Origin of the sequence: Bradyrhizobium sp. ORS 285, from assembly GCF_900176205.1 — a bacterium.
Taxonomy (GTDB): domain Bacteria; phylum Pseudomonadota; class Alphaproteobacteria; order Rhizobiales; family Xanthobacteraceae; genus Bradyrhizobium.
Genome location: NZ_LT859959.1, coordinates 1,033,411 through 1,053,696 on the forward strand (window position 1 = coordinate 1,033,411; position 20,286 = coordinate 1,053,696).

Sequence of the window (20,286 nt, forward strand, 5' to 3'; positions counted from 1 at the left end):
GCCTTCTTTAGAAGTATTCTAAATCAGTTTGGGGACCCTAAAGATGCCTTTCGAGAAGCTCCGCCGGAGCGTGCGGCTGATAGTCCTGGCCGCTGGCCTTGCCGGGCTTGCCTCGCTCGCGACCGTCGCCGGCCTGCGAGCCGACGCGCCGGCGCCATCGCCCGCCTATGTGCCGACCGTCAGCGACCTGATGATTGCGACCATCCAGCCGCGCCACATCCGGCTTTGGCTGGCCGCCCACAGCGGCAATTGGGCGTTCAGCGCCTACGAGCTCGGCAATCTCAAGGGGGCATTCAACCGGGTCAGCCGGGCGCAGCCGCAGGTCGAGGGCAACTCGTTCGCCGAGATGAATGCAGCGGTGACGCAGGAGCCGTTCGAGGCGCTGGCGCAGGCGATCAAGCAGAAGGACATCGGCCGTTTCGAGCAGTCCTATGCCGACCTCACTGCCGCCTGCAACTCATGTCACCAGGCGCTCAACCGCGCCGCGGTCGTGATCAAGGTGCCGCAGGCCGCCAGCGTTGCCGATCAGGAGTTTGCGCCGGCCATGGAGTGACAGCGGGCGGACGGCGAGGCACGATCGGTCGGGCGTCGATCGTGAGATGGGCTCGCCGTCTTCGAGCGTTGTCCGAGGAGCCTTGCATGAAGCTCCATTCGCTCCGGCGCTCGCTTGCGAGCCTTCGGATAGCACTGCGCCGCAAGCCCGCCGCGCCACAGCTCCATTGATCACCGGCGCTACCGCGCCGGCTGATCGCCTTCACGCTTCATCCAGCCTTGGAATTGCTCGAACAAGGCCTTGGCCTCGGTGTCACTGAGACGCCGGCCGCCCGTTGCGTTCCTGGCGCTCATCCACTCGTCGAACTGCTGCTTGACGGTGACGTCGGTCTCCGGCGGACGGCTGCTCACGAGCAACTCCTCGGCGGCGCGGAAGCGGGTCCAGCCGGGCAGCGAGGAGGCGATGTTGATCTCGTTCCATTTCGGATGGAACGGCGGCTGCTTGAACTGGTCGAAGCGCTTGAAGAGATATTCGACGAAGCGCGCGACGCGGCGATAGCGCTCGGTCTCCGGGGACCAGTTGTAGACCGCCAGCACCTGCGGCACGCCGATGGTCTCGACGGTCTCGCCCGGCTTGAGCAGGTTGGGATAGTCCTGCGACGTCAGCTTGGTCGGCACGTAATAGTCCTGCAGGCTGCGCGCGAACGGCACCGACAGGAAGTGGAAGCCCGGCTCGGGCTTGAACTTGGCGAACAGGTCGGTCGGCTTGCCGGTGACGTGCACCACGCCGGCGATCTCGCCGGTGCGCATCTTCTCGAGCGCCACCGAATTGTTGATGAAGACCTTTTCGGCGCCGATCTTGAGCCGGTCGAACACGATGCCGCCGGTGAGGTTGGCCGCGCTGCCCACGGTGTTGAACGAGACCTTCTTGCCCTGGAGGTCCTCGAGCGTCTTGATCTCGGGGCGGACATAGACGTGCATCTCGTTGATGTAGAACGAGCAGATGTAGCGGATGCGGTTCTTGATGTTGGCGAGGGTGCCGTTGCGGACGAACTCGTCGAGCACGTCGGCCGAGGTGATGGTGACGTCGACGCCGCGCAGATAGAGCAGGTCCTCGATGTTGCCGAGCGCGCCATAGGTCACCATCGGCAGCACGCGCAGGTTCGGCCGGTCGTCGAGCACCTTGGCCATCTCGGCGGCGAAACGGATGTTGGTGCCTTCGAGCAGGCCGCCGGCGATGCCGACCGTCCATTCGTTGGACTCCTGCAGCTTGCCGCCTTCGCCGGCGGCCGCGGCGGTGGCCGATTTGGCCGGCTTCACGGTCTGGGCAGCGGCCGGCAGCAGCGTTGCCGCGAGACTCAATCCTGTCGCAACGACGCAACTCAACAACGCGACCCGCATGCCCCATGTCCTCCGTTGCAGGCCGCACTGCAAACGCGAGGCCCGATCTGTTTCTTCTCTTGTATTATCTCCTGGCTCGATGATGCTGGTCTACTACTCGCCGGTTGGTAGCAGTTAGGCCGGCAGAAAGGCGCAGCTTCGCCACCAAAAAGCCATAGGCTTGATTGCGCCCCGTCTGCGGCAGGCTGGGCGCGCGAGTGGCGACATCGCGGCGTGACGATTTCCGGTCTATGTCAAAATGGCACAGTGGGAACTTGTGCAGCCAATGGTTGTGGGTGGCACGCCACGGACATAGGACCCGCACGCGATCGTGCGATCGCGGCGCGGCCAACTCACATCGCCGGGCTCATAGCTGATCAGTCCGGACCGCGCGTGCGATCATGCGCCGGTCTTCGCGCAATAGGTCTGCCAGAATTGCCGATAGGCCGATTCGACACAGCGCGTGTAGTTGGCGACGTCGCCGGCCGGCGAGCGCGCCACCATGCCGGGCAGCTCCGCGCGCAGCTTCGACAACAGCTCGGGCTGCGCGGCGAAGGTCTTGGCGATGCGGATATAGCCGTCGTCGTCGTCGCCGACCCAGTCCGCCAGCCCCGCGGCGGTCAGGATGCCCCCTGCCGCACGCGAGGCCGCACCGGCGCCGAGCTTGGCGACGACGGGAACGCCCATGTAGAGCGATTCGAACGTGGAGATGCCGCCGTTCTGCGGGAACGGATCGAGCGAGATGTCGATGCGCTCGTAGGATTTCAGATGTTCGCTGCGCTCGCTGGCGCCGAGACAGACGAGGCGCGCTTCCGGCACGCCGCGGCTGACAAAGCGGCCGATCAGGCCGTCGCGCACCAGGGGATCGTTGAGCGCGAGATGCTTGATCACCAGCTTGGCGTCCGGCACCTCGGCGAGCAGCCGCGCCCACAGCACGATCGCCTCGTCGGAGATCTTGTCGATGCGGTTGTAGACGCCGAAGGTGACATGGCCGTTCTGCAGCATCGGCGGCGGTGACGGCGTGACGCCGAGCAGCGGATCGATCGTGATCACCGACGGCAGATCGTGGACACGCTCGGCGAACAGCGGCCGGACGCTCGCAGGCACCGTGACCGGATCGGCGAAGAAGTAGTCCATGGTGGCAAGGCCGGTGCCGGTGCCGCTGCCCCAGGCCGTGACCTGGATCGGCGCCGGCTTGCGCGCGAACACCGGCATGCGGGTGCCCGTGGTGTACCCGGAGAGGTCGACCAGGATGTCGACGCCGTCCGCCTGGATACGGTCGGCGAGCTCGTCGTCGGAAAGGTTCGCGGCCTCGACCCAGACGTCGGCGATGGACTTGAAGTTTTCCGTGAAGGCGTCGTGTCGCGGCGAGGTCGAGTAGCAGTTCACCTGCACCTGCGTCTTGTCGTGGCCGCGCAGCACCGGCAGGAAAGCGAACGCTGCCGAGTGGGTGCGGAAATCCGCCGAGACATAGCCGACGACGATGCGCCGGATAGGATCGAGCGAGCGCGGTGCCAGCGTCCGGCGCGGAAATTTCGAGCCGATCGCGACCCACCAATAGTGCCGCGCCGCCTGCTGCACGGCGAAGTCGGCGCCTGGCAGGAAGTCGAGATAGAAGATCTTCTTGGTGATCGCCTCGTCGTAGTCCGGCTGCACCTCCAGCGCCTGGTCGAACTGCGCGACGGCGCCGGCGACATCGCCGAGCTTGCCGCGGCAGGCGCCGAGCAGGGTCAGCGCGACCTGGGCCTTCGGATTGGTGTCGAGCACGCGCTTGCAGGCCGCGATGGCCTGCGCGATGTTGCCGTTGAGCAGGCTGATCTGCGCCTTGCCCTGCCAGCCGACCTGCAGGTTCGGGTCGAGCGCGACGGCGCGGTCATAGTCGGCTTCGGCGTCCGCGGTGCGTCCGGAGATCATGTAGAGCCGGCCGCGATGCGCGAGCAACTCGGCATGCATGGGACGCGCGGCGAGGGCTGTGTTGAAGGTCGCCTCGGCCTGCTCGAAATGATGCAGCTCGAGATGCGCCAGCCCCTTGTTGACCAGCGCCTCGAAATGGGTCGGATTGAACACCAGCGCCTGCTCGGCGCTCGCGGCGGCGCCGTCCCAGCGCCGCAGCATCAGCTCGGCGACGCTGCGGTTGCACCAGGAATCGACGTCGTCAGGCTTCAACTCCAGCGCCCGCGTCGCGCTCGCCAGCGCCGCCTCGCCCTGCTTCAGGCGCAGCAGCGTGATGGTCAGGTTGCGCAGCGTGATCGGCGCATTCGGCCGCAGCGCCAGCGAGCGCTCGAGCGCGGCGCGCGCCTCCTCGAAGCGCTCGCAATTGACCAGCGCCCAGCCGAGATTGGACTGCGCGTCGGCCGAATTGGGTTCGAGCGCGACGGCCTGCGCCAGGAACGTGGTGGCCTCGGCGAAGCGGGCCGACGACACGAGCGACACGCCGAGCAGATGCACGGCCTCGAAGCAGCCCGGCACCTCCTGCAGGAGCTTGGCGCAGATCGCCTGCGTGTCGGCCTGGCGCCCGGCGCGGAACGCGATAAAGGCTGCCGTCAGCTGCGTCTCGACCAGCTTCTTCTGTTTCTTTTCCTGCCGTGCCTTCTGGAAGGCGCGCGAACCGACGGTGCTCAAGGCTCATTCTCCGGGCGGACTTTGCGGTGTCGCGTTCGAAACGACTTGTCGCCGCATCGGGGGCGCCCCGCGGATCCGCAGGGCGAGCCGATCGCGGCGTCGTGTCGGCAGCCGCACGGCGAGGACATGTCGGACAGGTTGTCCGCCGGCCGGCCACGCGCAGCGCGACGCGGCAAGCTTGGCCGGTTTATGGTTAGCAATTGGTTAACGCCGGTGGCGGAGGGGGGGCGCCGCTCCGCCACGACATGGCTGCTGCTCTTGGCAGGCGTGCTACGGCTTCATTGCCGTCGCGCCGGGGACGCGAAACAGGTCGATCAGCTGCTTCGACTTGCGCGGATAGGCATCGAACAGCTGGAAGTCCAGGTCCTTGGTGCCGGCGAACTTGCCATGGCAGTTGATGCAGCCGTTCGGCTGCTGCGGGCCCTGCATGTAGGTCTCGAGCGTGGTGTTGGCGAGGAAGGGCGGCTGCGTCGGCGTGCCGATCGGCACACCCTTGCCGGCCCATTGCGCGTTGACCAGCCGGTAATACTGCCAGACGTTGTCGGAGCGCAGCGTCTTCAGCGCGGTCTGATAGAGCACGCTCTTCTGCGCTGCGACGTCGTCGAGCGGGATCACGCGCATCACCTGCGTCGGCGTATTCGAGCCCTTGGCCGGCGGCTGGTTGACCTTGCAGTCGGTGCAGGCGGGATTGAAGAAATTGTACCTGGCGCCGGTGGGAATCGTCTGGCCCTGGGTCGGCGCGTTGTCGACCTGCTCGAACGTCGCCCACATCCATTGCGGCAGCTGGTCGGTCTTGATCACGACATGCAGGCCGACGAGGCCGAGCTTCCTGACGTCGCAGCGCTTGGTCGCGGGATCGAACACCAGTGCGTCGGTCGTGTAGAAGCGGGTGGCATCGTCGGGCTGCTTGCTGCCGGGGCCGCCCATCACCTTCCACGCCGCCTTGACCTTCACCGTGGCGGAGCGGTCGGTGGTGTTGGACGAGGCCGGGAAGGCGATCTTGGCGCCGCTCTGGTTGCGGCTGTCGTAGAACTTGTTGCTGACGACGTAGTCGTAATAGACGCGGTTGAGCTTGACCTCGTACCAGACGTTCTGGCCGTTTTGGTCGACGAGGCGGTTGCCGTCCGACTCCTTGTCGCCGGCAATCAGGACGTCGCTGATCTTGGCGGTGCGCACCAGCGTGCGGCGCGCCGCGGCGGGATTTTCGCGGGCCTGGATCAGGCATTGCGGTGGGATCTTCTCGGCGGCGTCGAACGGCGCCGGCCTGACCGGCGGATCGAGATAGATGTCGTCGGAATCCTTGTAGGTCTCCCACACCACGGGCCCGGTCGGCATCGTCTTCGGGCCGCCCTCGGTCATGTAGGTGAAGCCGCCGATCACGTTCTCGCGGTCCGGCACGCCGCGCTCGACGATCGGGTTCGGCGCCGGCCAGTTGAGCGCGATGAATGAATCCCAGGCCATGTTGTCGACATAGACCTGCAGCCCGATCGCGCCGACATTCTGCGTCACCAGATCGGCCGGGATGTCGGGGCTGAACACGTAGGACGGCGGCGTGAACTGACGGCCTTTGACGGCGGGACCCGCCGACGTCTCCGCCTGCTGGGCCTGTGCGAGCGCGACGGGCAGCAAGGCCAGCGCGGTCAATGCAATGAGTGTTTGTTTCAAATTGACCTCCATCGGAAGGAGTTTCGTGAATCAACCGATGGATTAATATCGCGGAATGCTCGCTCAAAAGATGAGCTGCTTCACATTTGGTATTTTGCCTGGGACGGCCCGAATGCAAAGCGGCCGCCCACGGGCGGCCGTCCCACTTCCGGTCGCCTCGCCGATCTCAGCTCGCGTGCTCCTCGCGCTCATGGATGACGCTGGCGCGGCCGACGATGAGGTCGTCGACGTGGCCGATGCGGGAGACGTCCTTGCCGGCATAGGGCAGGGAGTGCAGCACGCAGCGCATCGCGTTCAGGCGCGCGCGCTTCTTGTCGTCGGACTTGATCACCGTCCACGGGCAGTCGGCGGTATCGGTGGAGAAGAACATCGCCTCCTTGGCCCGGGTGTAGTCGTCCCATTTGTCGAGTGACGCCGTGTCGATCGGCGACAGCTTCCACTGCTTCAAGGGATGCGCCTCGCGCTCCTTGAAGCGGCGGCGCTGCTCCTCGCGGCTCACGGAGAACCAGAACTTGATGAGATGCATGCCGCTGCGCACGAGGTTGCGCTCGAACTCCGGCACCTGGCGCAGGAACTCGTCATATTCGACCTGCGAGCAGAACCCCATCACGCGCTCGACGCCGGCGCGGTTGTACCAGGAGCGGTCGAACAGCACGATCTCGCCTGAGGTCGGCAGGTGCTCGACATAGCGCTGGAAGTACCATTGGCCGCGCTCGACATCGCTCGGCTTGTCGAGCGCGACGACGCGGGCGCCGCGCGGATTGAGATGCTCCATGAAGCGCTTGATGGCGCCGCCCTTGCCGGCAGCGTCGCGGCCCTCGAACAAGAGCACGAGGCGCTGCCGGGCGTCCTTCATCCAGTTCTGCAGCTTCAACAGCTCGGTCTGCAGGACGAATTTCTGCTCCTCATAATCCTTGCGGAGCATGCGGTATTTGTAGGGATAGCCGCCGTGGCGCCAATTGTCGGAGAGCTCGTCGGAGGTGTGACGCTTGTCGCGCTTGGCCTTGCCGTCGATCAGCGCCTTCATCAGCTTGGCGTCATCAGGCGCGGCGCCGTCGAGCATGGCCTTGATCGGCGCGCTCTCGGCGTTCAGCGCCGGCGGTCCGTTCAGCACGCTCTCGAATGCCGACAACTCGGTGATCTGTGCGGCCTGCATGGACTCGTCGACCAGCGACTGGGCAATCGGATCGAGCGGGGCTGCGGATTGCTTGCGCGCGACTCGCGCCGTGGCGCTCGCGCGCCGGCCACTGGATGCCTTGCTCTTGGTCGTCCTGGTATTTGCCATGCGATTCCGCCCCGCCTGTTGGTGATGTACAGACATGTGAATCGTTTTTTATCCGCCAAGCGCCGTGCGGCAGCTTGACCTGGATCAACGGGTCGCAGGGTTTGCGGGAACAAGGCAGGGTAGTACCGCTACGCGCGCAACATTCACGCAACGGTCTCTACTACGGGTAGGGCTGTGGCTAATTTACTCCGTCATGCCCGGGCTTGTCCCGGGCATCCACGTCCTTCCCAGTGCGCGGAACGACGTGGATGGCCGGGACACGCCCGGCCATGACGATGCCGTGAGAGCGTAGCGCTAACCGGACACATCGTTCGACGCGGCCCGATTCGGCTCACACCACGATGCTGAGCCGCTTCGCGGCGCGCGTGATCCCGGTGTAGAGCCAGCGGGCGCGGCTCTCCTGGAACGCAAAGCTCTCGTCGAACAGCACGACGTCGTCCCATTGCGAGCCCTGCGATTTGTGCACGGTCAGCACGTAGCCATAGTCGAACTCGTCGTACGGCTTGCGCTGCTCCCACGGGATGTCCTCGATACCACCGGCGAAGCATTCGCCGCGCACGGAGACCTTGGTGACCTTGCGGCCGAAATCCTCCTCGGGAGCGACGCGCATCGTGACGATCTTGGACTTCGAGGTCGCGCGCGACTTCACCCGCCACAGGCCGCCATTGAACAGGCCCTTCTTGCGGTTGTTGCGCAGGCAGACCAGCTTGTCGCCGGCGACCGGCAGGGCGTCCTCGATGTCGAGGCGCTGGCGAAAGCGGTTGTTGTAGGCGCGGCGGGTGGCGTTGCGGCCGACCAGCACCTGGTCGGCCTCCATGACGCGCGACGGATCGAGCTCGCGGCGCTCCACCACCTCGCTCTCGCCGTAGCGCCCGATATCGAGCGTGTTGCCCTCGCGCACGTCCATCGACATCCGCACGATCGGATCGTCCTGCGCCTGGCGATGCACCTCGGTCAGCATCACGTCCGGCTCGCTGTCGGTGAAGAAGCCGCCGCCCTTGACCGGCGGCAGCTGCGCGGGATCGCCGAGCACCAGCAGCGGACAGTCGAACGAGAGCAGGTCGCGGCCGAGATCGGCATCGACCATCGAGCATTCGTCGATGATGATCAGCTTGGCCTTGGAGGCCGGCGCGTCGTCCCACAGTTCGAAGTTCGGCTGCTCCTCGCCGCTCTCCTGCGCGCGGTAGATCAGCGAGTGGATCGTCGAGGCGTTGTCACAGCCCTTGCTGCGCATCACCAGCGCCGCCTTGCCGGTGAACGCCGCGAACTTGACCTCGCCATCGACGCCCTCGGCGATGTGGCGGGCCAGCGTGGTCTTGCCGGTTCCGGCATAGCCGAACAGCCGGAACACCTGCGGCGTGCCGTTCCGGCCGGGCTTTTCTTTCAGCCAGTCGGCGACGGATTTGAGGGCAGAATCCTGATGGGGAGAGAAGGTGGTCATGGCTCACGGGGAAGGAGCCGCGGGGCGACTCGGGACATTCCGTGAACCTAAGGGCTGTTTCAGCGAGATCAAGCTGGAATGGGTGAGGTGCAATTCGGACGAGAGAGCACAAGATCGCGCCCCGCGGACGGCGCGCCCCCCTCCCCCTTGCGGGGAGGGGTCGGGGGTGGGGGTCCATTCGGGCAGTCTCTGCTGAGACCCCCACCCCCAACCCCTCCCCGCAAGGGGGAGGGGAGTTGACCTCGCGTGCGGCGAAAGCTCGCCTATTCACAAGAAAGGCTACTGCCAGCCCGGCACGCCGCGCATATCCGGCAGGTGATGCGCGATGCCTTTGTGGCAGTCGATGCAGGTCTTTTCGCCGGTGAAGAGGAAGCGCTGGTGGGCTTCGACTGCGCGGGGAGACTGCTTGGTGATGTCCATCGACTGCGAGCTGTGGCAGTTGCGGCATTCCAGCGAGTCATTCGCCTTGAAGCGTGCCCATTCGTGCAGCGCGAGCTCCAGCCTACGGTCAGTGAACTTCTCGCGGGTGTCGATCGAGCCGAACAGATGGCCCCAGACCTCCTTCGAGGCCTGCATCTTGCGCGCGATCTTGTCGGTCCAGTTGTGCGGCACGTGGCAGTCCGGGCAGGAGGCGCGGACGCCGGAGCGGTTGGAGAAGTGCACGGTCGATTTCAGCTCGGCGAACACGTTGTCCTTCATCTCGTGACAGCCGGTGCAGAACTTCTCGGTGTTGGTGATCTCGAGCGCGGTGTTGAAGCCGCCCCAGAAGATCACGCCGGCGACGAAGCCGGCGAGCACCAGTACGCCCAGGCCGAAGATCGAGCTTGGCTTGAGCAGCACGTCGATCAGGTCGAGCACGAACTGCCAGGCGCGGCGGACGAGGCCGAGGCGTTTCTCGGGGGCCGGCGTTCCCGTCCCCTGCGGGATGTCGGCGCTGCTCATCGCTTGGCACCCGGCTTGTCGTGCGACAGCACCGTGTCGATATCGACGAAATCGTTGCTGACCGGCGGTGTCGCGACACTCTGCGGCACGTGGCACTGGGTGCAGAAATAGCGCCGCGGCGACACCGAGGCGAGGAACTGGCCGTCGCGATCCATGAAATGGGTGATCGACAGCATCGGCGCCTTCGACTCCGCGGTGCGCGCGCGGGCATGGCAGGACAGGCATTTGTTGCCCTGCATGTCGACCTGATAGCCGTCGATGGAATGCGGGATCACCGGCGGCTGCTCCGGATAGTTTCGCACCTCCTTCTCGGCGGTGTTCTTGGTCGGCTGCATCGGCGGCGCCGGTCCTTCCTCGTTGAGCGGCGCGGGACCCCGCAGCGAGGAGGAGACGCTCTGGGCGAGCAGGGCGCTCGAGCCGGCAGCTAAGCTGGCCGCGAGCAGCATCATGGCAAGTTTCTTGATCATGTCACACCCGCTCGATGCGCACGGCGCATTTCTTGTAGTCGGTCTGCAGCGAGATCGGATCGGTGGCGTCGAGCGTCACCTTGTTGATCAGCTTGGATTCGTCGAACCACGGCACGAACACCAGCCCGCGCGGCGGCTTGTCGCGGCCGCGGGTTTCGACGCGGGCGCGGATGAAGCCGCGCCGCGAGGCCACCTTGACTTCATCGCCGCGACGCAAATTCGCCTCTTGCGCATCGTCGGGATGCATGAAGCAGACGGCTTCGGGGAACGCCTTGTAGAGCTCGGGCACGCGACGGGTCATCGTCCCGGAATGCCAATGCTCGACGACGCGCCCTGTCGACAGCCAGAACGGATAGTCCTTGTCGGGCGATTCCGCCGGCGGCTCGTAGGGCAGCGCGAAGATGCGCGCCTTGCCATCGGGGAAGCCGTAGAACTGCACGCCGGTGCCGGCCTTGACGTAAGGGTCGGAGCCTTCGCGGAAACGCCAGCGGGTTTCCTTGCCGTCGACGACCGGCCAGCGCAGGCCGCGCTCCTTGTGATAGGTCTCGAACGGCGCGAGGTCGTGGCCGTGGCCGCGGCCGAAGGAGGCGTATTCCTCGAACAGGCCCTTGTGGACGTAGAAGCCGAAGGCCTTGGACTCGTCGTTGGCGTAACCCGCTTCGATCTGGTCGAGCGGGAATTTGTCGACTTGGCCGTTCTTGTAGAGCACGTCGAACAGCGTCTTGCCGCGATATTCCGGCTTCTTGGCGATCAGCTCCTCGGGCCAGACTTCCTCAATCTTGAAGCGCTTGGAGAACTCCATCAGCTGCCACAGGTCCGAGCGCGCCTCGCCCGGCGCCGACACCAGCTGGTGCCAGAACTGAGTCCGGCGCTCGGCATTGCCATAGGCGCCTTCCTTCTCCACCCACATCGCGGTTGGCAGGATGAGGTCGGCAGCAAGCGCGGTCACCGACGGGTAGGCATCGGAGACGACGATGAAGTTGTCGGGGTTGCGGAAGCCCGGATAGGTTTCTTCGTTGGCGTTGGGGCCGGCCTGGAGGTTGTTGTTGACCTGCACCCAATAGGCGTTGAGCAGGCCGTCCTTCAGCATCCGGCTTTGCAGCACGGCGTGGTAGCCGGGCTTGTCGGGGATCGTGCCCTCCGGCAGCTGCCAGATGTGCTCCGCCTTGGTGCGGTGCTCCTTGTTGGTGACGACCATGTCGGCGGGCAGGCGATGCGAGAAGGTGCCGACCTCGCGCGCGGTGCCGCAGGCCGAGGGCTGGCCGGTCAGCGAGAACGGGCTGTTGCCGGCCTCGGAGATTTTTCCGGTCAAGAGATGGATGTTGTAGACGAGGTTGTTGCACCAGACACCGCGGGTGTGCTGGTTGAAGCCCATGGTCCAGAACGAGACCACCTTGGTCTTGGGATCGGCATAGAGCTCGGCCAGCGCCTGCAGCCGGTTCAACGGCACGCCCGACATCTCCGCTGCCTTCTCCAGCGTGTAGTCCGAGACGAATTTGGCATACTCATCGAAAGAAATGTCGGTGGCGTCGTTGGCCTTGGCGGCACCCGTGGCCTTCTTCTGCAGCGGATGCTCGGGGCGCAGGCCATAGCCGATGTCGGTCTGGCCCTTCTTGAACACGGTGTGCGCCTGGACGAAGTCCTTGTTGACGCGCCCGGTCGTGATGATGTGGTTGGCGATGGCGTTGAGGATGTAGAGGTCGGTCTGCGGCTTGAACACCATGCCGACATCGGCAAGGTCGAACGAGCGGTGCTCGAAGGTCGAGAGCACGGCGACCTTGACATGCGGCGCCGACAGGCGGCGGTCGGTGACGCGGGTCCACAGGATCGGGTGCATCTCCGCCATGTTGGAGCCCCACAGCACGAACGCATCGGTAGCCTCGATGTCGTCGTAGCAGCCGGCAGGCTCGTCGATGCCGAAGGTGCGCATCATGCCGGCGACCGCCGAGGCCATGCAGTGCCGCGCATTCGGATCGATGTTGTTGGTGCGGAATCCGGCCTTGAACAGTTTCGAGGCGGCATAGCCCTCCCAGATCGTCCACTGGCCGGAGCCGAACATGCCGACGCCGGAGGGGCCGCGCTTCTTCAGCGCGTCCTTGAACTTCAGCGCCATGATGTCGAAGGCTTCGTCCCAAGAGACGGGCGTGAACTCGCCGTTCTTGTCGTACTTGCCGTTCGTCTTGCGCAGCATCGGATGCGTCAGGCGATCATGGCCGTACATGATCTTCGACAGGAAGTAGCCCTTGACGCAGTTGAGGCCGCGATTGACCTCGGCCTTGATGTCGCCATGGGTGGCGACGACGCGGTTGTCCTTGGTCGCCACCATCACGCTGCAGCCGGTGCCGCAGAAGCGGCAGGCGGCCTTGTCCCATTTCAGCTCGCTCTGCTCGCGCTCGGTGACGAGGTTCGCGGCGCGTGCGGCGGCGGGCATGCCGGCAGCGGCTGCGGCAATCGCGGCGGCCTCCAGCTTGAGCATCTGGCGGCGATCGATCTTCATGTCGGTCATGGGAGTCTCGTGGTGTTAGCCGGCGTCGATGGCGTGGAAGACGAGGCAGGCGGAATGCACGTTCGGCAGCAGCCCGATGCGGTTCATGGTGGCGCCGAGCGCGCCGGCGTCGGGCGCATCGACGACGACGATCAGCTTGCCTTTGACGTCGCGGGCGTGGATCTCGCAGCCGTCGAGCGCGAGAATGTCGGCGGCGACGCGGTCGAGCTGATCCGGGCGGGTCTGCACGATGATGCTGGCGATCTCGCCCGCGGGCGGCGTCACCACGGGCTCGGCGGTCAGCACGCGGCCGGTGATCAGCGCGCGCCGGTCGAAGGAGGTGCGGTGATTGAGCATGGGACGTCCTTCCTGTCAGTGCGCGGCGGGCGGGCCGGGGGGGCCGGCCATCATCTGGTAGACCCACACCGCCAGCCCGTAGGAGCCCACGGTGGCGACGGCGAGCGCGGGCATCAGCACGGCGGTGAGAAAGAGGAAGGCAAAAACTTCCATGCGTCTGCGACGCGCACGCGCGTTCGCATCGCTGCCAACGAGCGACATGAGAGAATTCTCTGCTATGGGGTACGGGAGGGTTTGCGGCATCCGGGCCGCGCCTATTGTTTAGACTAAGACAAGCAGGCGGAACCCGCGTTGACGTGGATCAAGGCGCGGGAACCGGGCCCACAACCGCGCACCGCCTGGAGCGGATTCGGACAGGCCCGATCACCATCGTGGTTGATGAGCCGTGAAGGCGCGTGATCGCATCTTTCCTTCCGAGAAATTCTCGCTGCTTTGCGCGGCAGCGTCGATACGAACATCCCCTCGGCCGGCGTGCGGATAGGATCGGCATCGCTATTTTTCCGGGGTGCTCGACACGCGTTCGGCTCGCCACCATCATCCCTTGCATCGCATCAACGCGGATGCGCAAGCCGAGCGGAGAGGGCAATGGAGCGTCGTGATTTTCTGAAACTGTCATTGGCATCGGCTGCGGTCATGGCTTGCGCGGCGCCGCTGCGCGCCGAGGACAGGCCGAAGGAGATCCGCATCGGCACCCAGAAGGGCGGCTTCTTCCCGGCGGTGCGGGCGCGCCGCACGATCGAGACCACGTTCAAGCCTCTCGGCGTCGACATCGTCTGGGTCGACTTCCAGTTCGGTCCGCCGCTGCTCGAAGCCATCAATGTCGGCAGCGTCGATTTCGGCTATGTCGGCGACGCGCCGCCGATCTTTGCTCAGGCCGCCAGCGCCAAGATCCGCTACGCCGCTGCGGTGAAGCAGAACGGCAGCACGCAGGCGATCATCGTGCCCAAGGACTCGCCGATCAAGACGCTGGCCGATCTCAAGGGCAAGCGCATCGCCTTCGGCAAGGGCTCGAGCGCGCACAATCTGCTGGTCGCGGCGCTGGAAAAGGCCGGCATTGCCTGGAGCGACATCACGCCCGCGCCGCTCGCGCCGGCCGATGCCACCGCGGCCTTCGTCAAGGGCTCGGTCGACGCATGGTCGATCTGGGATCCGTATCTCGCACTCGCCGAGATCAAGGAGAACGCACGCGCGATCGTGTTCGACAAGGACGTGCACAAGCCGAACTCGTTCTACATCGTCGGCAGCGACTTCGTCGAAAAGTATCCGGCCATCGTTGCCAAGCTGAACGCCGCCTTCGCGGCTGAAGGCGTGTGGGCCAACAGCCATCACGAGGAAGTTGCCAAGGCGCAGGCGGAGGCGACCGGCGTCGACATCGAGGCTGTCCGGCGCTTCGTCGACCGCTCGGTTTACAGCGTGGTGCCGATCGACGACGAGATCATCAAGAGCCAGCAGGCGGTGGCGGATCGCTTCGCCCGCGTCGGGCTCATTCCCAAGCAAGTCAACGTCGCCGACATCGTCTGGAAGTGGACGCCGTCCACCTGACTTCATCGCGACACCTGTCCGAAAGAGATCGATATGAGTAACGCTTCAAAGCCCAACGTCCTCTGGTTCCTGCCGACCCATGGCGACGGCCGCTATCTCGGCACGTCGCAGGGCGGCCGCGAGGTCAACTTCAACTATCTGCGCCAGGTCGCGCAGGCCGCCGATCAGCTCGGCTATTACGGCGTGCTGATCCCGACAGGACGCAGCTGCGAGGACTCCTGGATCGTCGCCTCGGCTGTGGCGCCGTTCACCGAGAAGCTGCGCTATCTCGTTGCGGTGCGCCCCGGTCTGCAGTCGCCGGCGGTGGCCGCGCGGATGACCGCCACGCTCGACCGCGTCAGCAATGGCCGGCTGCTCGTCAACGTCGTCACCGGTGGCGATCCCGTGGAGAACAAGGGAGACGGCATCTTCCTGTCGCATGAGGAGCGCTACGAGGTCACCCGCGAATTCCTCACCGTCTACAACAAGCTGCTCGAAGGCGAGGCGGTCAACTTCTCCGGCAAGCACATCAAGGTCGAGGACGGCCGGCTGCTGTTCCCGCCGGTTCAGTCGCCGCGTCCGCCGCTGTTCTTCGGCGGCTCGTCGGATGCGGGCATCGACGTCGCCGTCGACACGGTCGAGAAGTATTTGACTTGGGGAGAGCCGCCGGCCGATGTCGCCGCCAAGGTCGCCAAGGTGAAGGCCGTCGCCGACAAGCGTGGCCGCAAGCTGTCGTTCGGCATCCGTCTCCATGTCATTGTCCGCGAGACCAATGAGGAGGCGTGGGCTGCGGCCGACGACCTCATCAAGCACGTTACTGACGACACGATTGCCTCGGCGCAGAAGATCTTCGCACGGATGGATTCCGTCGGGCAGCAGCGGATGTCCCAGTTGCATGGCGGCCGGCGTGACAAGCTCGAGATCAGCCCGAACCTCTGGGCCGGCGTCGGCCTGGTGCGCGGCGGTGCCGGCACAGCGCTGGTCGGCGATCCCGACACGGTCGCGGCGCGCATCCGCGAGTATCAGGACATCGGCATCGATACGTTCATCCTCTCCGGCTACCCGCATCTCGAAGAGGCCTACCGCTTCGCCGAGCTGGTCTTCCCCAAGCTCGGCCTGAATGCGGTGGAGCAGGGCGGCAACGTCACCAAGCTCCGTGCGAACACGGGTCCGTTCGGCGAGACCATCGCCAACGAGCATCGCCCCCTGCAGCGGGCGTCGCAGTCATGAGCCTGATCGAAAGTCTTCCTAAAGTCCGCAAGCTCGCCGTGCCCAAGGCGGATGGATTGCTGCCCTGGCTCGTGCCGCTCGCGATCCTGCTGATCTGGCAGGCGGCCTCTGTCGCCGGCCTGGTTTCGCCGCGCGTGCTGCCGGCGCCGAGCGACGTTGCGCGCGCCGGCTGGAAGCTGTTGTGGTCGGGTGAGCTCGGCCGCAACATCTGGGTCAGCTTCTGGCGCGCCTCGATCGGCTTCCTGATCGGCGGCAGCATCGGCTTCGCGTTCGGTCTCGCCAACGGCCTGTCGCAGCTGTCGTCGAAGCTCACCGACACCACCTTGCAGATGGTGCGCAACGTGCCGCATCTGGCGCTGATCCCGCTGGTCATCCTGTGGTTCGGCATCGACGAGAGCGCCAAGCTGTTCCTTGTCGCGCTCGGCGTGTTCTTCCCGGTCTATCTCAACACGCTGCACGGGATTCGCACGGTCGACCCGCAACTCATTGAAATGGGCCGCGTCTACGGCATGACGGACGGCGAGCTGTTTCGCCGCGTGATCTTCCCCGGCGCGCTGCCGTCGATCTTCGTCGGCCTGCGCTTCGCGCTCGGCATCATGTGGCTCACCCTGATTGTCGCCGAGACGATCGCGGCGTCCTCAGGGCTCGGCTACATGGCGATGCAGGCACGCGAGTTCATGCAGATCGACGTCGTCGTGCTCTCCATCCTGATCTACGCCCTGCTGGGCAAGGTCGCCGACAGCGCCTCGCGGCTGCTGGAGCGGCTGACGCTGTCCTGGCATCCGGCGTTCAGCAAGCATTGAGGTCTTTAAATGCAGCAAGTGCTCCGACTTCCTGTGTCCGGGTCCGAAGCTATCGACGGTACCGACGTCATCAGCCATGCTGAGGCCTTCCGCCCCCAGAGGAAGCCCAGCGTGAGCCCGGCCAAATCCGACACGCGCGGCCTGCCGCTGGTGATCCGCGATCTCCGCAAGGCGTTCGGCGACAACGAGGTGCTGCGCGGCATCGATCTGGAGATTCCGGCCGGCCAGTTCGTGGCCATCGTCGGTCAGAGCGGCTGCGGCAAAAGCACGCTGCTGCGTCTGATCGCCGGCTTGGACAAGCCGACCTCGGGTACGATCAGCTTCGGCGAGACGGAGGCGCGCGCGGAGGACGTCCGCGTCATGTTCCAGGAGCCGCGGCTGCTGCCCTGGGCGCGGGTGCTGGCCAATGTCGAGGTCGGGCTCGGCCGCGACCGCAAATCCGCCGGCGCGCATGAGCGCGCGCGACAGGCGCTGGAGGAGGTCGGTCTCGCCGAGAAGCGCGACCAGTGGCCGTCGGTGTTGTCGGGTGGCCAGAAGCAGCGCGTCGCGCTGGCGCGCGCGCTGGTCAGCGGGCCGCGCCTGCTGGCGTTCGACGAGCCGCTGGGCGCGCTCGATGCGCTGACCCGGATCGCCATGCAGCGGCTGCTGGAGCGGGTCTGGGCCGACCAAACCTTCACCGCAATCCTGGTCACCCATGACGTGGCGGAAGCGGTGGCTTTGGCCGATCGGGTCCTGGTCATCGAGGACGGCCGGATCGCCGAGGACATCAATGTCGATCTGCCGCGCCCGCGCCAGCGCGGCTCGGCCGAACTGGCGGCGCTCGAAGGCTCGATCCTGGGCCAGTTGCTAGGACCGGGCACGACGGGGTAGGAAAGATCAACGCAATGAACTCCATCGTCCGCCACATGCCTGATGCCACGGCGCTCCAGCCGGATTTCCGCTCTGCGATGCGCCAGCTGGTCGGCGGCGTCAGTGTCATTACCGTCGGGCGAGGCGACGAGGTCACCGGCATGACCGTGAGCTCGCTGTCATCGCTCGCGGTCGACCCGCCCTCGATCATCGTCAGCCTCAACCGCAACGCCTCGTCCTGGCCGATTCTGCAGCGGGAGCGCGTATTCGGCGCCAATCTGCTGGCGGCGGACCAGATCGGCGTGGCCGAACGGTTTGCCGGCAAGGGCGGCCTGCGCGGCGCCGAGCGGTTCGCCGGCGCCGAATGGCGCAAGCATGTCACCGGCGTGCCGCTCCTGGTCGGCGCGCTCGCGACGCTCGATTGCGAGGTCGAGGAGATCATCGAGCGGCACTCCCATGCCATCGTGATCGGCAAGGTGGTCCATATCGATGTCGCGCCGCAGTCGGCGGCCCTGGCGTATTGGCATGGCAGCTATGTCGGGGTCGATCGCGAAGACGATCTCGGCCGGCTCGCCGCCTTCAGCGTGCCGGACCCGCGGCTGAGGCCGTAATACGTTCGGCGGCACCTGCGCTGGCGTCCGCCCGTCGGACGCCGTAAAAGCCGTTGTCGGCGTCGGCAGCGGAAATCATGAAACGGATCGGAACCTGGGCTCTCTACGCGATCGGCACGGTCGCGATCCTTTATCTCGCGCTCTATGCCTACGCCATGTTCACGCAGCGCGAGTTCACGCCGGGCGACCCGATCCACATCTTCCGCAATCCCGAGGCGCCGAACTATTCGTGAGCCGGGTCGAGCGGACAGCCGGTCGAGCGTAACTGTGTCAGTGAAAAAGCAAACGGCGCGCTCAGGGATGAGCGCGCCGTTGCAACGAGACGAGGGATCGCAGTCAGGCTACACCGCACTCGGCATGCGCGGCGTCTCGCCGGCGCCCGGTGGCGGAATCGGGACGCCGCCGTCGGCGTATTCGTTGAGCTTGTTGCGCAGCGTGCGGATCGAGATGCCCAGAATGTTGGCCGCATGTGTCCGGTTGCCCAGGCAGTGCTTCAAGGTTTCCAGGATCAGGTCGCGCTCGACATCGGCGACGGTGCGGCCGACCAGCGCGCGCGTGACCTGCTCGGCGGCCATCGTAGCATGAGCCACGGCCGGCTGCGTCTTGCCGATGTCCAGGCGGGCGCCGTCGGGGGTGAGAATGGCATCCGGCCCGATCTCGTCGCCCTGCGCCATCAGCACGGCGCGATGCATCGTGTTCTCCAGCTCGCGCACGTTGCCCGGCCAGCGGTTGGTGGTCAGGATGCGCTTGGCCTCGGCCGAGATCGGCCGTAGCGGCACCGCGTTGGCCTCGGAATATTTGCGGGCGAAATGCTGGGCCAGTTCCAGGATGTCAGCCGGGCGCTCGCGCAGCGGCGGGATCTTGAGGTTCACGACATTGAGCCGGAACAAGAGGTCCTCGCGGAACGTGCCTTCGCGCACGGCATCCGCCAGGTTGCGGTTCGAGGTCGCGATGATGCGGATGTCGACCGGGACGGGGCGGGTGCCGCCGACGCGATCGATCACGCGCTCCTGGATCGCGCGCAACAGCTTCGACTGCAGCCGCACGTCCATCTCGGAGATTTCGTCCAGCAGAAGCGTGCCGCCATTGGCCTCCTCGAACTTGCCGATGCGGCGGGCGACCGCGCCGGTGAACGCGCCCTTCTCGTGCCCGAACAGCTCGGACTCCAGCAGATGCTCGGGAATGGCGGCGCAGTTGATCGAGATGAACGGACGCTTGGCGCGGGCCGAGCGGGTGTGGACGTAGCGCGCCAGCACCTCCTTGCCGGTGCCGGATTCGCCGGTGATCATCACTGAGGCATCGGAGCCGGCGATCTGCTGCGCCAGCTTGATCACCCGGGCCATCGCGTCGTCGCGATAGACGAGGTCGCGGCTGTCATTGGCGACGGCGGCCAGCACGGCGGCGATCAGCTCGGGATCGGGCGGCAGCGGAATGTATTCCTTGGCGCCGGCATGGATGGCTGCGACCGCGGCGCGGGCGTCGCTGGTGATGCCGCAGGCGACGATCGGCACGTGGATGTGCTCGGCGTCGAGCCGCATCACGAGATCGCGGATGTCGAGGGCGACGTCGACCAGCAAGAGGTCGGCGCCCTTGCCGCCGCGGAGCACGCGCATCGCCTGCTCGTTGTCCTCGGCATGGGTGACGGTCGCGCCATTCTCCATGGCGATCTTGGTGGCCGCTGTCAGCTGCCCTTTCAGCGTTCCGACGATGAGAAGCCGCATGGTGGTCTCCTATCCGGCCGCGCCGCTCTCGATCAGCGCGCCGGTCATGTCTGTCAGTTGCGGTCGGACTTGATGATTTCCGTCATCGTCACGCCGAGCTTGTCCTCGACCAGCACCACCTCGCCGCGGGCGACCAGGCGGTTGTTGACGTAGATGTCGATGGCCTCGCCGACCTTGCGGTCGAGCTCCAGCACGGTGCCGGGTCCGAGCTTCAAGAGCTCGCCGACGTCCATCTTGGAGCGGCCGAGCACGGCCGAGACCTGGACCGGCACGTCGAACACGGCCTCCAGGTCGGCGGCGATGCGCGAGGCGTGCTCTTCCTCATTGTAGCCGACGTCGCCGGTGATCGGCGGAGCGTCGGCCGAATTGAGGTCGGGAAGCGGGATCTCGTTATCGCTCATGACTTAAACTCCCT

At 65.9% G+C, this 20,286-nt stretch carries 19 protein-coding genes; 7 read left to right on the top strand and 12 right to left on the bottom strand.

The features are described 5' to 3' along the window. The first annotated feature begins 70 nt into the window (after window positions 1-70). Window positions 71-553, top strand: coding sequence for a cytochrome family protein (locus BRAD285_RS04525; RefSeq protein WP_244422319.1), 483 nt, complete (start codon window positions 71-73; stop codon window positions 551-553). 179 nt (window positions 554-732) lie between these two features. Here the strand turns inward: BRAD285_RS04525 and BRAD285_RS04530 are convergent, their stop codons facing one another. The 10 genes from BRAD285_RS04530 to napE all read right to left on the bottom strand — a co-directional run bounded on the left by BRAD285_RS04530 (window position 733) and on the right by napE (window position 13,337). After that, window positions 733-1,893 carry a TAXI family TRAP transporter solute-binding subunit gene (locus BRAD285_RS04530; protein WP_006613987.1) on the bottom strand — a complete coding sequence of 387 codons (1,161 nt, stop codon included), beginning with the start codon at window positions 1,891-1,893 and terminating at the stop codon, window positions 733-735. Between the two features lie 378 nt (window positions 1,894-2,271). Next, window positions 2,272-4,494: a glycosyltransferase family 41 protein gene (locus BRAD285_RS04535; protein WP_006613986.1), complete on the bottom strand. Its 2,223-nt coding sequence runs from the start codon at window positions 4,492-4,494 to the stop codon at window positions 2,272-2,274. A 270-nt stretch (window positions 4,495-4,764) separates the two neighbouring features. Next, a complete protein-coding gene (locus BRAD285_RS04540; protein ID WP_139020687.1) occupies window positions 4,765-6,159 on the bottom strand; it encodes a hypothetical protein in 1,395 nt (464 codons plus the stop codon). Window positions 6,160-6,325: 166 nt separating this feature from the next. Continuing rightward, window positions 6,326-7,480, bottom strand: coding sequence for a polyphosphate kinase 2 (gene ppk2 / locus BRAD285_RS04545; RefSeq protein WP_006613984.1), 1,155 nt, complete (start codon window positions 7,478-7,480; stop codon window positions 6,326-6,328). A gap of 295 nt (window positions 7,481-7,775) precedes the next feature. Beyond that, entirely contained in the window at window positions 7,776-8,885 is a 1,110-nt protein-coding gene (locus tag BRAD285_RS04550) for an ATP-dependent RecD-like DNA helicase (protein WP_006613983.1), read from the bottom strand. Between the two features lie 279 nt (window positions 8,886-9,164). Next, entirely contained in the window at window positions 9,165-9,827 is a 663-nt protein-coding gene (locus BRAD285_RS04555; RefSeq protein WP_006614934.1) for a NapC/NirT family cytochrome c, read from the bottom strand. Beyond that, entirely contained in the window at window positions 9,824-10,294 is a 471-nt protein-coding gene (locus tag BRAD285_RS04560; protein ID WP_035648536.1) for a nitrate reductase cytochrome c-type subunit, read from the bottom strand. Before BRAD285_RS04560 ends, BRAD285_RS04555 begins: the two co-directional genes overlap by 4 nt. 1 nt (window position 10,295) lies before the next feature. Then, the gene (gene napA / locus BRAD285_RS04565) at window positions 10,296-12,800 is read right to left on the bottom strand and encodes a nitrate reductase catalytic subunit NapA (protein ID WP_006614932.1); all 2,505 of its coding nucleotides are present in this window, start codon (window positions 12,798-12,800) and stop codon (window positions 10,296-10,298) included. A gap of 15 nt (window positions 12,801-12,815) precedes the next feature. Next, window positions 12,816-13,136: a chaperone NapD gene (locus tag BRAD285_RS04570; protein ID WP_006614931.1), complete on the bottom strand. Its 321-nt coding sequence runs from the start codon at window positions 13,134-13,136 to the stop codon at window positions 12,816-12,818. Window positions 13,137-13,151: 15 nt separating this feature from the next. Then, window positions 13,152-13,337 (bottom strand): periplasmic nitrate reductase, NapE protein, encoded by a 186-nt coding sequence (gene napE, locus BRAD285_RS04575; RefSeq protein WP_006614930.1) that lies wholly within the window; start codon window positions 13,335-13,337, stop codon window positions 13,152-13,154. A 384-nt stretch (window positions 13,338-13,721) separates the two neighbouring features. Between napE and BRAD285_RS04580 the strand changes: the two genes are divergently transcribed. The 6 genes from BRAD285_RS04580 (at window position 13,722) to BRAD285_RS35670 (ending at window position 18,383) form a co-directional block, all read left to right on the top strand. Then, window positions 13,722-14,678: an aliphatic sulfonate ABC transporter substrate-binding protein gene (locus BRAD285_RS04580; RefSeq protein ID WP_006614929.1), complete on the top strand. Its 957-nt coding sequence runs from the start codon at window positions 13,722-13,724 to the stop codon at window positions 14,676-14,678. A 33-nt stretch (window positions 14,679-14,711) separates the two neighbouring features. Further along, window positions 14,712-15,887, top strand: a complete 1,176-nt coding sequence (ssuD, locus tag BRAD285_RS04585) for an FMNH2-dependent alkanesulfonate monooxygenase (protein WP_006614928.1) — start codon at window positions 14,712-14,714, stop codon at window positions 15,885-15,887. Then, window positions 15,884-16,690: an aliphatic sulfonate ABC transporter permease SsuC gene (gene ssuC, locus BRAD285_RS04590; protein ID WP_006614927.1), complete on the top strand. Its 807-nt coding sequence runs from the start codon at window positions 15,884-15,886 to the stop codon at window positions 16,688-16,690. Before ssuD ends, ssuC begins: the two co-directional genes overlap by 4 nt. 9 nt (window positions 16,691-16,699) lie before the next feature. Next, window positions 16,700-17,560, top strand: a complete 861-nt coding sequence (locus BRAD285_RS04595) for an ATP-binding cassette domain-containing protein (RefSeq protein ID WP_035648534.1) — start codon at window positions 16,700-16,702, stop codon at window positions 17,558-17,560. A gap of 14 nt (window positions 17,561-17,574) precedes the next feature. Beyond that, the gene (locus BRAD285_RS04600) at window positions 17,575-18,150 is read left to right on the top strand and encodes a flavin reductase family protein (protein ID WP_006614925.1); all 576 of its coding nucleotides are present in this window, start codon (window positions 17,575-17,577) and stop codon (window positions 18,148-18,150) included. Between the two features lie 77 nt (window positions 18,151-18,227). Further along, complete coding sequence (locus BRAD285_RS35670) at window positions 18,228-18,383, top strand: hypothetical protein (RefSeq protein ID WP_006614924.1); 156 nt, start codon at window positions 18,228-18,230, stop codon at window positions 18,381-18,383. A gap of 108 nt (window positions 18,384-18,491) precedes the next feature. Here the strand turns inward: BRAD285_RS35670 and BRAD285_RS04605 are convergent, their stop codons facing one another. Further along, window positions 18,492-19,871: a sigma-54-dependent Fis family transcriptional regulator gene (locus BRAD285_RS04605; RefSeq protein ID WP_006614923.1), complete on the bottom strand. Its 1,380-nt coding sequence runs from the start codon at window positions 19,869-19,871 to the stop codon at window positions 18,492-18,494. 53 nt (window positions 19,872-19,924) lie between these two features. Further along, window positions 19,925-20,272 carry a flagellar motor switch protein FliN gene (gene fliN, locus BRAD285_RS04610; RefSeq protein WP_006614922.1) on the bottom strand — a complete coding sequence of 116 codons (348 nt, stop codon included), beginning with the start codon at window positions 20,270-20,272 and terminating at the stop codon, window positions 19,925-19,927. Window positions 20,273-20,286 lie beyond the last annotated feature (14 nt).

Coding starts and splice junctions, on each gene's coding strand:
- BRAD285_RS04530 (WP_006613987.1), bottom strand. CDS start 1,893: ATGCGGGTCGCGTTGTTGAGTTGCGTCGTTGCGACAGGATTGAGTCTC.
- ppk2 (WP_006613984.1), bottom strand. CDS start 7,480: ATGTCTGTACATCACCAACAGGCGGGGCGGAATCGCATGGCAAATACC.
- BRAD285_RS04550 (WP_006613983.1), bottom strand. CDS start 8,885: ATGACCACCTTCTCTCCCCATCAGGATTCTGCCCTCAAATCCGTCGCC.
- BRAD285_RS04555 (WP_006614934.1), bottom strand. CDS start 9,827: ATGAGCAGCGCCGACATCCCGCAGGGGACGGGAACGCCGGCCCCCGAG.
- BRAD285_RS04560 (WP_035648536.1), bottom strand. CDS start 10,294: ATGATCAAGAAACTTGCCATGATGCTGCTCGCGGCCAGCTTAGCTGCC.
- napA (WP_006614932.1), bottom strand. CDS start 12,800: ATGACCGACATGAAGATCGATCGCCGCCAGATGCTCAAGCTGGAGGCC.
- BRAD285_RS04570 (WP_006614931.1), bottom strand. CDS start 13,136: ATGCTCAATCACCGCACCTCCTTCGACCGGCGCGCGCTGATCACCGGC.
- napE (WP_006614930.1), bottom strand. CDS start 13,337: ATGTCGCTCGTTGGCAGCGATGCGAACGCGCGTGCGCGTCGCAGACGC.
- BRAD285_RS04580 (WP_006614929.1), top strand. CDS start 13,722: ATGGAGCGTCGTGATTTTCTGAAACTGTCATTGGCATCGGCTGCGGTC.
- ssuD (WP_006614928.1), top strand. CDS start 14,712: ATGAGTAACGCTTCAAAGCCCAACGTCCTCTGGTTCCTGCCGACCCAT.
- ssuC (WP_006614927.1), top strand. CDS start 15,884: ATGAGCCTGATCGAAAGTCTTCCTAAAGTCCGCAAGCTCGCCGTGCCC.
- BRAD285_RS04595 (WP_035648534.1), top strand. CDS start 16,700: ATGCAGCAAGTGCTCCGACTTCCTGTGTCCGGGTCCGAAGCTATCGAC.
- BRAD285_RS04600 (WP_006614925.1), top strand. CDS start 17,575: ATGAACTCCATCGTCCGCCACATGCCTGATGCCACGGCGCTCCAGCCG.
- BRAD285_RS35670 (WP_006614924.1), top strand. CDS start 18,228: ATGAAACGGATCGGAACCTGGGCTCTCTACGCGATCGGCACGGTCGCG.
- BRAD285_RS04605 (WP_006614923.1), bottom strand. CDS start 19,871: ATGCGGCTTCTCATCGTCGGAACGCTGAAAGGGCAGCTGACAGCGGCC.
- fliN (WP_006614922.1), bottom strand. CDS start 20,272: ATGAGCGATAACGAGATCCCGCTTCCCGACCTCAATTCGGCCGACGCT.